Raw genomic sequence first — 13,395 nt, forward strand, 5'->3', positions numbered from 1 at the left:
TAGCCCCTTCCTAAACGGGGCTAGTCACATTAATTAGCGTGCACTTATAAGTGTGCATCTCATAATTAGTATTCAAAGTACATATTATAGAGAAAGTACTTTGACAGACAAAGTAATGTGCCGTATATTATATTAAAGGAGGTGATGTAGTATGGGTAACAAGATTTCCACAGATTTAATTCGTGGTCATACAGATACGATCATTTTAAATGTCCTTAGACATGATGATAGTTATGGCTACCAAATTTATAAAACAATTATTGAAATGAGTGAGAAGCAGTATGAATTAAAGGAAGCAACGTTGTACACAGCTTTTCGCAGATTAGAGAAGGAAGGATTGCTTGTCTCGTATTGGGGAGATGAAACCCAAGGTGGTCGAAGGAAATACTATCGAATTACGGAAGAAGGGTTGGCGCGATATGAGCAATACAAAATAGAATGGAATTTTGCAAAAGGCATATTAAACAAATTAATTGAAGGAGGAGTTACGACCGATGAGAAATAAAAGTGATTTAGACAAAAAGGTAAATTCATATGTAGATCATTTATTTTCGGGTGTTGGAGACAGTCAACAATTATTTGATTTGAAGGAAGAGTTGACAACCAATTTAAAAGAAAAAATAGCTGATTATAAAAAGTCAGAAATGGATGAAGAGGAGGCATTTAAGGAAGCAGTCAGTTCTTTAGGGGATCTTAGTGGTTTGGTTGATGATATGCGAGAGGTTGGCCAGGATAAAGCGAAACAAGCGATCTATACAAACATGTCAGCACGAATTTCCACTGCAGGGTTAGTTGTAGGAATAGTAGTCATATTATTTGGAATTTTAACTACTTCGATGTTGTTTTTTCTGGGTCTTTCTTTAGAAGCTGTTTCAGGGCCAGCCATTTTTATTGTGTTGGGTGGAGCTGTCGTAACGTATAGCTATTTAACGAGAGAGACAAAGCAAAACTATGCGATGAATAAGGTTCGTGCAACTCTTTATGCACTTTCAATTGGTTTGATTTTATTTAGTGTATTTGTTGCCTCTACAGCGGGATTTGCTACGGGTGAGATGTTTATTGCGATTAGTTCTTTTATGGTTTTCTTTTTAGTGGGAATTACGATATTGTTAAGTCTTATTTTTACTAGGAAAGATCGAAAAAAATAAAAAAAGGTTTTCTTGGATACTCTGAAACTCAAGGCTCGCTATGATCCGTATATAGAATATCTAAAGGTGATGCAGTAGAAGCAAATAGGAGGGGAGATTGATGACAGCCATTCTAAATGAAGAACCTATAACACAAAAAGAAAACCACCCTACGCCGTGCAAAGCAAAGGTGGCCCTCAATAACAAATAACTACTTAAAAGTAGAATGAGACGAGAAGTGTTGGCGCACTTCTCATTTTTATTATACTGTAAAGTCCTTTCTATGGAAACAAGGGGTGGAGCTGGGAGGGGAGCAAGGGCACAAGAAACTCTATCATCAAATGAAAAAAGAACTTCGAATAAGAAAAACATAGGGAGAATTTAATCTTCCTATGTTTTCATTCATATTATTTATCTGTTTGTTTTTGCTTTTTTTTCAAATACTCCGCACGTAATTTTTCAAGTTGCTGCTTTTTAGCAGATTTAGCAGGCCCTTGTTTTTCATGAAACTTTCTCACAGCTACCTGGCCTTTGGCATCCAATTGATATTTTCCCACTTTGTTCACCTACTTTTCCTGTCTTTAAAGAGAATCTATTCAACATATATACTATACCTTATTTTACTGAGTAAACCTTATATACTTTATTATGTACTGCTAACTTTGTATATATCAGTAAAAACAATAAAAATTTAGTAAGATCATTCAAGCGAGAGCCGTCCCTTGCGTCAAGTCAGTTATAATAAAATAACTCAAATAATAATGTAGGGAGTGCTTATTTGATGCATTGTTTTTGTGAGGATCATGAAACTCGACATGTAAAAGTTGAGGGTGATGTTGGGGCAGACCCCTTGTGGTGTAATGAATGTGGGTGTAACTTTGATATAGAAGAAGTTCCTTTGTCAGCTGATTTAAAAGAGCAGCTGATGAGTTGGGCAATGTTGTATGGTGAGAGGATTGACTGGAATTTGGATCGATTGCTCCCAAACGGGGTTGAATTGGAAAATAAACATAATGAACTTGGTCAACAACTAACAGAAAAAGTTAGGAACGAACTTGGGATTAAATACAAAGTAAAGTTTTCTCCTTCTTCGTCAGCCAGGAGTTATTTTGAAGCTGATTTAAAACGTTGAAAAGGGATCCAAATCTATAAAAAATGAGAATATGGGGGCATTCCAAGTGGGTATTTTTCATTCAGATCGACCTGAAATTAAACTTGAAAAGTTGGAGAAATCAGTGTTCGAACGATTTCTATCGATAATAAGTATCTTATTATTCGGGGGGAGTGTCGTTTTTCTTATTGGAATGTGGAGTGAATTGCCAGGCCAGGTTCCTGCCCATTTTGGTATCACTGGTGAGGTATCCCGATATGGCTCCAAATGGGAATTGGTGGTCCTGGTGATTGTCGGAGCAGCTCTTTATCTGCTAATGAATGTGCTTGAGAAATACCCACATTTACATAACTATCCAATCAAGATTACTGAATCAAATGCAGAAGCAGCATACCGTATTTCACGCTCACTGGTTGGGTATATAAAGAACTTTATCTTAATCTTGTTTGCCATTGCGATGATGAATAGTATGATCATAGCCTTAGGGTGGGGAGAAGGTATCGGCTTCGTTCTTTTACCACTGGTCTTTTTGGGCACTGGTTTGCCGATTATAATAGCTTTAGTGAAGTTGATAAAAGTAAAATCTTGAGACTTAATACAGTAATCGGGAGCGTTCCTTCAACAAGGAATGCTTTTTTCTTTGACAATAAAAAGGAAATTAATGTTAAAGTGAAGGGACTGTATTGATCACTGTGACTAAGTAGGGGGGATACAGCTGACATGATCAAGAAAAGCATTCGCTTACCCTTAATCACTTTTATAGCAAGTACTGCTTGGCAATTATTTGCTAATAGAGAGGTTAATTGGATTGAAAATCTATCGTTCTCTTTTGTCATGTTCTTGATTATTATTTTTTATAATTGGTCTAAAGTGCCATATGAATGGAAGAAGTCAAACAATGAGTAAGGGGTTGGAGGAGGCAGGTTTCGCTTGGTGGTTAGCAATTTATAACGTTACATACTAAAAAAGGAGGGTGTAAATTTGTTGAAAACCATTTTTGTCGGTTTAGCATCTTTTATATTTATCAGTAGTTTCCTTTTATTGATTGGACAATTATTTGAAATTAAATTATTAATGATAAGTATTTACGAGGAAACTTCAACGGGGATTGAAGCTGGTATGTCAGTAATACCTTTTATTCTCGGAATAATTTGCAGTTATTTTATTGGTTATCACTATCATAAAAAACAACAAAGTCATTGAGTTAACGGGGGAGCAGCGAGTCGGTTCTTTTGCTTCCTCATGCGTCCTGGAAGAGTTGAAAAGATGTAGGGAGGGGGAGTGCCTAATGGTCGATGTAATATTATTACTTGTAGTTTTAGGAATAGGATTCCTATTTGAGAAAATTGTAAAGAAAAAGTTTCAATTGGTGGACGGTAAGATTTCAGAAACCAATGATGGTTATGAGATATACGTGTATGGTAATTGGACCATTGCAATATTCGTGATTGCTTATTTTGTCATTATATTAAATTGGTGGCCAGACTATTTTAATGGTTGGTTGTCAGTTTTTATCGTTATTACAATTGTATCTGGTTTTGAAGCAATAATGAAACGTATATACCTTAAGCACTCTAAAGCGTATCTTGTCCCACTTATTTCCTTACTACCTTGGTATATATATATAATGTTGTTTTCTATAGTTATATAAAGGGGAGGATGGGGACGGTTATTCTGCTTCTGTTAATAATTTGGGAGTGCGAGAACCGTCTCCATAGTCCCCTGGTCTCTCCGCAGAGAAGATCTCTTTTATTATTCGGTAATTAAATCATACACCTCATCGACCACCTCTTCATCTTGAACGTCAAATTCCAAACTTAGACGATGTCGAATCATTGTTTTATTAACGGAACCCTCCGTACTATGCACAACATTTGTTTTTAGCCAATCGGCCATCTGTTGAATTTGGTTTTGGTCATTTGAACGACTCATCAAGCATTCTCCTTCCTAAATCTCCACTCTTACTAGCATTTTCCAAACAGACAATTCTATACTTGATCAACCCAACAAAAAGGACAATGACCTAAACGTAAAGGGTTCAATTAAAGGAGAGCCACTAAACAGGAGTATAGAAACTGTATTCAGAAGTTTTTTTGATTCTTATGTTGAAATTTATAGAGGAAAATAGAACAGGTTTATTTAACTAACGAAGCAGAAGAGTATAAGAAGGAAAATTATATTTGTTAGTTGAAACTTAAAGAAAAACGACTGAGAAACAAGGATCCGATTCCTTGTTTTATTTTTTTGAGTTAAATTAAAAATATTAAAGCCAAATGTTATTTTAATTTGTCTAATAGGTGTAAGACAAAAAAAGGAAGGATGGATTAGAATTATTCGATTAGTTAAAAAGGCTCAAAAAGGAGACGATAAAGCCTTCTTGAAAATTTTCCAAAAATATGAAGAGGATATTTATCGCATTGCTTATGTATATGTAAAAAACAATCACGATGCATTAGATGTAGTGCAAGAAGTAGCGTATCGTTCATTTGCCAATATAGAAACATTAAAAAATCCTGAGTATTTTAAAACTTGGTTAATAAAAATTACAATTAGTTGTTCTATTGATTGTTTAAGAAAAAATCAAAAGGTAGTTCACTTAAAACCAGAGTATGAGGAGTTTATCCCTTCGGAGAGTGAAGACGTTCCTCTTTCAATAACTCTCCAACACTTATTGGAAACATTAAACGAAGATGAAAAAAGCATTATCATTTTAAGATTCTATAAGGGATATTCATTTAAAGAAATTGGAGAGTTGTTAAATATACCATTAGGTACAGCAAAAACGATATTATATCGTTCGTTAGAAAAACTTCGTAAAAAAGCAAAGGGGGCTGATATTTGTGAAAAATAATATAAAAAAGGAATTAGAAAGAATAGAGATTCCAGAAGAACTTCACGACAGGGCAAGGCTTGGCATATTAAAAGCAAAATCAGAAAAACCCAAAACGAAATTAAAAAAAGTGGCGCTATCATTAGTTGCTTCGACGGCTATTTTGTTTTCAGCTGGCGTAGGTGCTGCGCATATTCCAAGCTTTAATAATTTAATATCTAACGTAAATCCAGATGTGGCATTGATGCTTCAGCCGATTGAAAAAAGTAGTGAGAATAATGGAATTAGAGCTGAAGTAGTTGGTGCAATGAACGATAATGAAATGGCTGTAATTTATCTTACACTACAGGATATATCTGGCAATAGGATTGATGAAACAGTAGATATTTATGATTACTCTTTAACTGGTGTTCAAATGTTTAACAGTCAAATTATTGATTTTGATGAAGCAACAAATACTGCCTTATTTAGAATACAAGCAAATGGAGGTAGGGAACTTAAAGATAGAAAAGTTAATTTTCGTATAGAATCTTTTTTAAGCCATAAAGAAACATTTAAACAGCCAATAAATGCTAATCTTTCGGCTTTAACAAATATTGTTCCTGAAACAATTTCTCTTGATATGAACAACATTCCAGGTGGCGGTGGTCCTTTATATCATCAATTATCAAAAGAAGGTATAGTACAGGTATTAAAACCAAACCAAAATTCTATTTCACTACCAGGAATAGACTTTATGCATATCTCTAATATTGGCGTTATCGATAACCGTCTCCATATCCAAGCTAATTGGACAGCGAATGGTATAGATGACCACGGTTATTTTTACTTTATTGATGAAAATGGTAATGAAGTCCATCCTTCTAATATTAATTATGGAATAGATGATTCAGATGAAACAAACTATGGTAGAGAATTTACTGAATACATTTTTAGCATAGACAGTATTGATTTCAATAATGATAAATTAATGGGGTATTTTGTATCAAGCGAGAAATTTATAACAGGAAACTGGAGCACTACATTTAGAGTGCCGACCACTGGAGAAGAAAAAAGAATCGATTTTAAACAAGAATTCGAAACTTGGAGTTCCGATAAGGTGTCTATTTCTCCACTAGGTATCACTATATATGGGAATGGTGATTTTAATAATTCAAGTAACATTAAAGTAACTGCTACAATGAATGATGGAAGTGTTCTCACTTTTGATTCGGTAATGAGTCTTAATGAGGAGAATGATGTTATTATTAAATTCTTGCCTTCTGGAATTTTAGATACTTCAAAAATAGAATCAGTAAATATTGATGGTAAAGATATTTTAATGAATAATTATTAGGGTAGCTTGTTGAACGGGGAGTTGTGCATAATTGGAAAAACATTTAATCATCAGTAGCTTGTTAGAGAAGTTGATAGGGGCCAGTTTTTCAATATCAATCTTTTTTATTATCATGATCAGCAGTAGTGGGTTTAATTTGTTTGAATTCCACGATCTGATTACAACACCAGCGATTTGGGCTGTGTTTTTTGGTTACGGATTAATTAGTTCCATTGTCATTGATTTTATTGGGAAATTCATTCCTAATTTTTCTACTGGTAAACAAATATTGCTTTATACTTTGTTCGGATATCTCATTTTTTTTGTTTTGATACCAATCGAATACGTGTTGGTTGCTGGAACAGTTGGTGCTTTTTTCTCACTCCTTTTTTTACTAGGTAAAGAAAAGTTAAGACCTTTAAAATGGTATAGCTGGGTTGTATTCGTTGTACCGCTTGTTTGTTTTGTGATGATTCCTTTGGATCATACAAGTAAAGTCGGATGGAATGAAGTGACAGGAGATACATTTGTAGAGGTTGAATACGAATATTTTAATGGGGAGCATTTGATACCTATTCATGGAGAGCAAGGTGAACAAATTTACTTTGACGTAGAACATCATTTTAGCAATGGAAATAGCCATGGCGTATCTCTTTACGATGAAAACGGCGATCATGCAGGGATGAATGAAGAAAATGACGATGTATTGAGCGTGGAATTTAAAGAGACAACGACAAAATATATTGTTGTTCGAGCTATTAATGGTAATCAAGGACAATTTCAGGTGAAGTGGTGGAAGGAAGGGAAGGCAGAGCCTGATTGGAACTAAGTGACTCTCAAATTAACGGAAGCGATAGTTGAGGAGCAGGAACTATAAGACCTAATTAGAGAGTTGGATCTTTGTACTTAAAGGATAGGAACTTTGGATAGAGATTATTAAACAAACGGAAGCTTACCACAATAAGTATATTTGATTCGTTACATGTTTAAATGGATGATATTATAAGAAAAAGGATAACAACGGTGGTGATAAAATAGTATGGGAAAAATTCAATCTTCAGAAGAGCTTATGAAATATATTGAGAATATGAATAGTGATAACTCTGTATTACAGTTTTCTATTCCTGGCAAAGGAAAATTTACACTTGTTTTACAAGAAGATGATGATAAAAAATCTATACAATTTGAAGCTGAAGAAAATCCTGAACTTAAACGCATGTTAAAAGAAAGTGTGGAGCAGTATGAAAATGGACGTGGTATGTCTACTTCAGAATTATTAAACTCCTTGTCTAAAAAGGATTTTATGTAATGTATGACCGAAATGTTATTTGGCACCTGCTGTTAAGGAAAAACTTACTCAGTTTAGGAGTGAAAAGTTCACACCTGAAGAGACTCTCGATTTTATCTCTCAGTTTATCATCGAAACGGAAGATCTATTAAAGAATCGAATAATTGGACAAACGTACACTGAAGAATTCGGAAAATATAAAGGGATTACAAGGGTAGCTGTTAAAAGGTTTAGAGTATATTATAAATTGATTAACAATGATGTTGTTATATTAGCTGTTCTATTTCCAGGTGAAAATTAACCAAACATTTTATTTAAGATCATATTAACAGATATGGTCTTTTCTTATGCACTTGTATCATTATCTATTGCCATTGTCACAAATCAAAATCTAGTATTTAAAAATGTAGAAGAACTTGTGGAGTATTCAGCAATAGTAAAAAGACGATGTAAAAGTGTTAGTGGAAGTTGTTGTTTAATTAATATGTAGTGGGAGTAGGGGGACGGTTCAAGGGTAGTAAAAAAAGGAGAAATCACCCTTTTTCACTACTGCTTCCTATTAATAATTATTATAATGGGAGCGCGAGAACCGTCCCGATGTGTCCCTATTTAAGGAAGTTAAATTTTATAATCGATTTCTTTCATCAAAGATTTTTTGGCTCTTATTTGTCGGTTCAATTTATATAATTGTAGTTCCCTTTTTAAAAGGGGAGAATCCATTCTAAGCAAAATTTGCATGAGGGTACTTATTCAACAAACGGAGTGCGATGCTTTAACAAGGCATCGCTTGGCTTATTGAGCTAACGGGCAGGTTTACGTAAGAAGGATAAATTATACTCATGGTAGAAAATGTTTAACTTTTATTCTTCTACCAGAGGATTTTAAAAGTTTTTATATGAAAGGAGAAAATATGGAAACAAGGATTAAGAATATTTTAGTGTCTAATAAAAATAGAAGTAAGGATTCAAGTATCCTACTTGGTATTGTTAATCAAAACGGGAGACAGATATACTCAGTAGGCATAGAAGATAAATCTAGTATACTTGTTGAAGACAGAATTTTCGAAATTGGTTCTATTTCTAAAGTTTTTACTGCTGTATTTTTACAGACAATGATAAGGGATAATATAGTTCAATTAGATGATTCCGTATTAAAATATCAGCCAAGTTATATCCAAGCATTTTCAAATAATAGAAAAGAAATAACTTTACGAGATTTAATTACCCATCAATCGAATTTGCCAAGAGATGCTTCAAATATTAAAGTGCATGATAAAATGAATCCGTTTTCTTTTCTTTTTTCATTCCAATATAGGTGTTAAATCCGACTGTTCAACGGAATAATTTTATATATGAGATGGGGGTTTCTTAGGATTAATCTAATGAGAAGATAACTTCTTGAACTAAATGGAGGCGAATGCTTAACAAGGGTATTCGCTTTTCTTTGTTACACGATATACATAAAAATATATGGAGGTATAGTTATGTGGGTAATATTTGGGGTTATTGCAATAGTAACAACTTTTATAAATCTATATATGTATAACTAACGGGTAGCTTTGAGTAAGGACTTTGTGACTTATTGGGTAGTGAGCTTCAAGTGTATTTCATTTTGAATAGAATTCTTGTAGAGACATTTGATATAATTGAACTGAGGTGAAATCTAAATGAATTCAATGAGTGAACAGGCAAAACAAGAATTATTTAGTGCTCTAAATGGAAGAGAGTCAGGAGTCTTTGTTATGAATGGTAAATTAGTTTCTGTTGAAGTAGAAGGTGAATCAGAAAGAATAGATCATGCTTTGGATTCTGATTTAGCACAAGAAATTGAAGAATTTCCTGAACTTAAAGCTTCATTGACTAGGTATTTAGATAATCCAGATATGAAAAGGTATTCTGGAAGAGAGCTGAAATCTAAGCGTAATGAAAAGAGAAAATAAAAAGCCTTATACTGTTCTTTTTACAGAGGAGTTTGAATTGTGTTTAGATAAAATTCAACATTTCTTTTCTGATCAAGGAGAAGAAACCTTAAACTGGTGGTACGCCAAAGAAGACGAAATAATTGATTATATAGATGATAAGCTTTCCAGTAACCCTTTCATTGGTCAATCAGTTGAAAGTGGAAGTTTTAAAGGGTTAAGAAGATTAGTATACGGTAAAAGTAGACATAAAATGTTGAACTATATAATTTACTATGCAGTACATGAAAATGATGGATACGTTGATGTTATTAACATATTACCTTCAAGAACAGAAAGAAAGCGTATAAGGAAATAATGTAAAGGTTGTTGCTGAAGAAGTGACAACCTTATTTTAATCCACTGTCGCTCTTACGCTAACGGTGAGCGATGCTTTAACAAGGCATCGCTTGCCTTATTGAGCTGATAGGAAAGCAACTGAATGGGAAATCATTCCTAACCTATTTTAAACTGCTGTAATTCTATAAGCAGTTGTTTTGTGTAAGCAACTAGTTACCAACACTCCGAAAAAAAATGTTACCATTTTTATGAGTACATTTTCGGAGGTTATTAGACATGAAGAAAATACTGGTATGTAGTTGTTTTTTATTCATCATTCTGGGATTGGTAGGATGCGGTTCTGGTGAAGAAAGTACTGAGACAGAGGGAAGTTCTGTTGATACTATTCAAGAAAGTAGTGGCATTGAAGAAATAAAGGGAAAAGCCGAAACGGAATTATCTGTAGATAATATCTTTATTCCAGAGATGGAAGATTTAGAAATTAAAAATGCGTTTGTTTCTTTTTCAGGCGAAGAACCTTTTTCTTTTGATGTCCAGTATCATGCAGAAGTATCGGATAAAGATGAACGTTTTGAAAATGAAATCATTGTGGAAGAAGAAAAAGAAAAAACAGGGATGAAACACCTCGTTCCTCCTTATGTGAATGGGGGAGATATGTACTTTTGGTTTGTTTTCAGTAAGGTAGATATGCCAGAAATGCTTAATAACGAAGAGGGCGGTATTAGTGAAGAGTGGGTAGAGATAGATGGAAACGAAGTGTTGTTTAGAAACAACGGAACAGACTATCAATACTTTATCGCTGTCGATGATGGACATTATATGTTTTCATACAATGTTAATCACTATTCGCAAGAAGAAGCAGAAGACTTAACTAAAACTTTCATTAGTGAAATATGAGAAATAATTATTCAGGGTCGCAAGGAATATTCCTTGCGATTTTTTAAACATGGGAACCCACTACTAACGAGGGTTCTCAATATCAACAATATTATCTATCACATAGCTAAAAAGAAAAAAGGATATTGAACTTAAGGAGAGCGATTGCTTAATAAAGGTTATCGCTTTTCTCTTGTTGAAGTAACGAGCAGGATAATAAAAAAGAGTTTTTGGATTTTTATGGTTTGTTATATGGAGTGTAGTTTTATAGAGGGAGGAATAAAATGAGTAATCTTGAAGAACAAAAAAGTAATATAACGAACGGTAAAGCTATTGCTTCATTAGTCCTTGGCATTGTATCAATTATAACAGTGATAATAGCATTTATAGGAATTATACTTGGTGTTATCGGCTTAATACTTGGAATAATAGGGCTCAAAGAAATAAATCGTTTTGAACAAGATGGTAAGAAGGTTGCAGTAGCAGGAGTTATTTGTAGTTGCGTGGGAATTTTGTTGCCTATACTATTTGCTATTATTGCATATATAGCTTTTATGAACCCGACAACTTATTAAAGTAACGGGAGCTATAGTTGAAAAACAAAAATTAATATTACGATAAAACCGCTCAGAAAAATATGAGCGGTTTTGTTCGCTGTGTACACTGTTAAATGTTTACTGATTTTTACATTTTTCTCTCCCAAAACTGAATCCATTAACCAAAATGTCTAGTCCTTTTTGTTGAGAACTGTGTATGAAATCTTTACATAACTTAACACTAGCTTTACAAACTTTCCTCTATACTAAATTCATATATACTAAATATTTTAAAAAGTTAGGAGGTTTTATGTTTGTACGAAGGGCCCTCAGACCATGCAACTTTTACCGATAAAATGAAGAATGTTACGAAAAGCTTCTTACAAAGATTAAATTTAAATACCCGTTTGTTCTTGATATTTGTGATTCTGTTTATAACATCGATTGTGATCGTTGGGTATAGCTCTTATATAAAGGCGAAGGATCTATCAATGGAATCAATCGAAAATAGATTAGTTAGAGAAGTTGATTTGATGGGATATATCACACAAAACTTGAAGTTTGTTTATGTTAGTGATGAAGAGTATTTTATGCAGCAAGTAGAAGTGAATATACGTAATCAGAAAAATATTCTTGAAGAAGATGGGATCAAGTCTGACTTTTTATACATAAAAAATAATGAGGTAGTGCCTTTTATAGTGAGTGAAGGCTCGTTACCTACCATACCAGATGAGATTATAAATCATATAGCAACACATCAAAATGGAGTTTTACATAAGAGGATAGATAATGAGGATTATACGATCGTTTCTCAGGATATGGAAGATATTAACGGTATATACGTCATGCTTATTCCAACAAGTTCATATATGGCAGAAGTTACTCAAATGGGGTATTTTACATTACTAGTGATTTTAGTCAGTACGATCATCATTACGATACTAATCATTCTCTTCGTAAGAACATTAACTAAGCCACTAAATATGCTAGGTAAAACAATGATAGAAGTTCGTGATGGGAACTTAAAGCCTTCATTGGAAATGAAAACAACGATTCCAGAAATTATTTCATTACATGATAGTTACAATGCGATGATTGGTCAGATGCGTCATATCATTTTCGAACTGAAAAGCACCACCATCGAACTTGAAACGAAAGGGAAGGACTTGAAGGATTCCTCAGAACATAATCTTGAGTCCAGTCGGCATTTAATTTCTACCATTAATATTGTCAAACAAGGCGCAGAACAAACAGCGAGTAGCTCGGATAACACTCAAATGAGTTATAGGAAAATGAAATCGCAGATAGAAGAAATGATGAAGAACATGAAAGAAGTCTATACCAGTTCAGAAAATATGAATCTCTCCTCAAAGCGTGGTGAAGAGAATATAACTGACTTAATTACCATGATTCATACTTTTGAAAAGGATTTTGATCAATTAACGAAAACGATTAAGCATGTGAAGGAATATTCCTTTTCTATTACAAAATTAGTTGAGTTAGTTAGATGGATTGCAGAGGAAACGAAACTTTTAGCACTTAATGCAGCTATAGAAGCTGCACGAGCAGGGGAGTCAGGGAATGGATTTGCCATTGTAGCGAGTGAAGTACGGAAACTAGCTGAACAATCAACGAATGCTACAAAAGAAATATCACAAACGATAAAAAATATGGAGGATGTAACGATTGGGGCTACACAGGAATTTGAACAAATCCTTAAGAAAATAAACCAAACTTTATCAACAGCGAACGAGTCTAAAATTTCAATTGATGAAATGATGCAAGAAATTACCGGTGTTAGTACTAAATTAAAAGGAATGCAAGGCGAACTAACGGGGTTAGAAGGGATATTACCTGATCTTGAATCAGCAGTAGATAGCTTCTCTTCGGTATCTAACCAAACAGTAGAAAATGCAGAAGAAATACTTTCTGTTAGTGAAAATCAGGTTAAGCACTTAGAAAAAACCGATGACATTGGTTTAAAGCTTAATCACCTTTCTACTTCACTTTCTAATGTAACTAGGAAATTTAAGACTGAATAAGGGAGAATCGTCC

Annotated in this window: 20 protein-coding genes; 18 read left to right on the forward strand and 2 right to left on the reverse strand. The window is 33.7% G+C overall.

The window, feature by feature from the left end; all coding sequences use genetic code 11:
* Nucleotides 1–151: 151 nt before the first annotated feature.
* Together AC1FXZ_RS14905 and AC1FXZ_RS14910 are read left to right on the forward strand one after the other, a co-directional pair.
* Nucleotides 152–505, forward strand: coding sequence for a PadR family transcriptional regulator (locus tag AC1FXZ_RS14905; RefSeq protein ID WP_480055001.1), 354 nt, complete (start codon nt 152–154; stop codon nt 503–505).
* Entirely contained in the window at nt 495–1,148 is a 654-nt protein-coding gene (locus AC1FXZ_RS14910; RefSeq protein ID WP_480055003.1) for a permease prefix domain 1-containing protein, read from the forward strand. Before AC1FXZ_RS14905 ends, AC1FXZ_RS14910 begins: the two co-directional genes overlap by 11 nt.
* Before the next feature lie 386 nt (nt 1,149–1,534).
* Here AC1FXZ_RS14910 and AC1FXZ_RS14915 read toward each other — a convergent pair whose 3' ends face one another.
* Complete coding sequence (locus tag AC1FXZ_RS14915; RefSeq protein ID WP_480055005.1) at nt 1,535–1,684, reverse strand: hypothetical protein; 150 nt, start codon at nt 1,682–1,684, stop codon at nt 1,535–1,537.
* Between the two features lie 224 nt (nt 1,685–1,908).
* On the opposite strand from AC1FXZ_RS14915, the gene AC1FXZ_RS14920 reads away from it, so the two are divergent.
* The 5 genes from AC1FXZ_RS14920 to AC1FXZ_RS14940 all read left to right on the forward strand — a co-directional run bounded on the left by AC1FXZ_RS14920 (nt 1,909) and on the right by AC1FXZ_RS14940 (nt 3,889).
* On the forward strand, nt 1,909–2,259 hold the full coding sequence (locus tag AC1FXZ_RS14920; protein WP_480055007.1) for a hypothetical protein: 351 nt from the start codon (nt 1,909–1,911) through the stop codon (nt 2,257–2,259).
* A gap of 46 nt (nt 2,260–2,305) precedes the next feature.
* Complete coding sequence (locus tag AC1FXZ_RS14925) at nt 2,306–2,827, forward strand: DUF1648 domain-containing protein (protein ID WP_480055009.1); 522 nt, start codon at nt 2,306–2,308, stop codon at nt 2,825–2,827.
* A 131-nt stretch (nt 2,828–2,958) separates the two neighbouring features.
* Nucleotides 2,959–3,144 carry a hypothetical protein gene (locus AC1FXZ_RS14930; RefSeq protein WP_480055011.1) on the forward strand — a complete coding sequence of 62 codons (186 nt, stop codon included), beginning with the start codon at nt 2,959–2,961 and terminating at the stop codon, nt 3,142–3,144.
* 75 nt (nt 3,145–3,219) lie between these two features.
* Nucleotides 3,220–3,441, forward strand: coding sequence for a hypothetical protein (locus AC1FXZ_RS14935; RefSeq protein ID WP_480055013.1), 222 nt, complete (start codon nt 3,220–3,222; stop codon nt 3,439–3,441).
* A gap of 85 nt (nt 3,442–3,526) precedes the next feature.
* Nucleotides 3,527–3,889, forward strand: a complete 363-nt coding sequence (locus AC1FXZ_RS14940; protein WP_480055015.1) for a DUF4181 domain-containing protein — start codon at nt 3,527–3,529, stop codon at nt 3,887–3,889.
* 101 nt (nt 3,890–3,990) lie between these two features.
* Here AC1FXZ_RS14940 and AC1FXZ_RS14945 read toward each other — a convergent pair whose 3' ends face one another.
* The gene (locus tag AC1FXZ_RS14945) at nt 3,991–4,170 is read right to left on the reverse strand and encodes a hypothetical protein (protein WP_480055017.1); all 180 of its coding nucleotides are present in this window, start codon (nt 4,168–4,170) and stop codon (nt 3,991–3,993) included.
* Between the two features lie 391 nt (nt 4,171–4,561).
* Here AC1FXZ_RS14945 and AC1FXZ_RS14950 point away from each other — a divergent pair, with 391 nt between their 5' ends.
* The 11 genes from AC1FXZ_RS14950 to AC1FXZ_RS15000 all read left to right on the forward strand — a co-directional run bounded on the left by AC1FXZ_RS14950 (nt 4,562) and on the right by AC1FXZ_RS15000 (nt 13,382).
* Nucleotides 4,562–5,089 (forward strand): RNA polymerase sigma factor, encoded by a 528-nt coding sequence (locus AC1FXZ_RS14950; protein WP_480055215.1) that lies wholly within the window; start codon nt 4,562–4,564, stop codon nt 5,087–5,089.
* Nucleotides 5,079–6,404 carry a hypothetical protein gene (locus AC1FXZ_RS14955; protein WP_480055019.1) on the forward strand — a complete coding sequence of 442 codons (1,326 nt, stop codon included), beginning with the start codon at nt 5,079–5,081 and terminating at the stop codon, nt 6,402–6,404. The genes AC1FXZ_RS14950 and AC1FXZ_RS14955 overlap by 11 nt, the downstream gene beginning before the upstream one ends.
* Nucleotides 6,405–6,435: 31 nt before the next feature.
* On the forward strand, nt 6,436–7,212 hold the full coding sequence (locus tag AC1FXZ_RS14960) for a hypothetical protein (protein WP_480055021.1): 777 nt from the start codon (nt 6,436–6,438) through the stop codon (nt 7,210–7,212).
* Nucleotides 7,213–7,422: 210 nt separating this feature from the next.
* Entirely contained in the window at nt 7,423–7,692 is a 270-nt protein-coding gene (locus AC1FXZ_RS14965) for a hypothetical protein (protein ID WP_480055023.1), read from the forward strand.
* Between the two features lie 19 nt (nt 7,693–7,711).
* A complete protein-coding gene (locus AC1FXZ_RS14970; protein ID WP_480055025.1) occupies nt 7,712–7,972 on the forward strand; it encodes a type II toxin-antitoxin system RelE/ParE family toxin in 261 nt (86 codons plus the stop codon).
* Nucleotides 7,973–8,581: 609 nt separating this feature from the next.
* Nucleotides 8,582–8,992 carry a serine hydrolase gene (locus AC1FXZ_RS14975; RefSeq protein ID WP_480055027.1) on the forward strand — a complete coding sequence of 137 codons (411 nt, stop codon included), beginning with the start codon at nt 8,582–8,584 and terminating at the stop codon, nt 8,990–8,992.
* 345 nt (nt 8,993–9,337) lie between these two features.
* Entirely contained in the window at nt 9,338–9,610 is a 273-nt protein-coding gene (locus tag AC1FXZ_RS14980; protein WP_480055029.1) for a hypothetical protein, read from the forward strand.
* Nucleotides 9,594–9,947 carry a type II toxin-antitoxin system RelE/ParE family toxin gene (locus AC1FXZ_RS14985; protein WP_480055031.1) on the forward strand — a complete coding sequence of 118 codons (354 nt, stop codon included), beginning with the start codon at nt 9,594–9,596 and terminating at the stop codon, nt 9,945–9,947. The genes AC1FXZ_RS14980 and AC1FXZ_RS14985 overlap by 17 nt, the downstream gene beginning before the upstream one ends.
* A 257-nt stretch (nt 9,948–10,204) precedes the next feature.
* Nucleotides 10,205–10,825, forward strand: coding sequence for a hypothetical protein (locus AC1FXZ_RS14990; protein WP_480055033.1), 621 nt, complete (start codon nt 10,205–10,207; stop codon nt 10,823–10,825).
* 263 nt (nt 10,826–11,088) lie between these two features.
* The gene (locus tag AC1FXZ_RS14995; protein WP_480055035.1) at nt 11,089–11,379 is read left to right on the forward strand and encodes a DUF4190 domain-containing protein; all 291 of its coding nucleotides are present in this window, start codon (nt 11,089–11,091) and stop codon (nt 11,377–11,379) included.
* Between the two features lie 275 nt (nt 11,380–11,654).
* Nucleotides 11,655–13,382, forward strand: a complete 1,728-nt coding sequence (locus AC1FXZ_RS15000) for a methyl-accepting chemotaxis protein (protein WP_480055037.1) — start codon at nt 11,655–11,657, stop codon at nt 13,380–13,382.
* The last annotated feature ends 13 nt before the right edge of the window (nt 13,383–13,395 follow it).

The organism is Halalkalibacter sp. HAAS-P014, assembly GCF_056619965.1.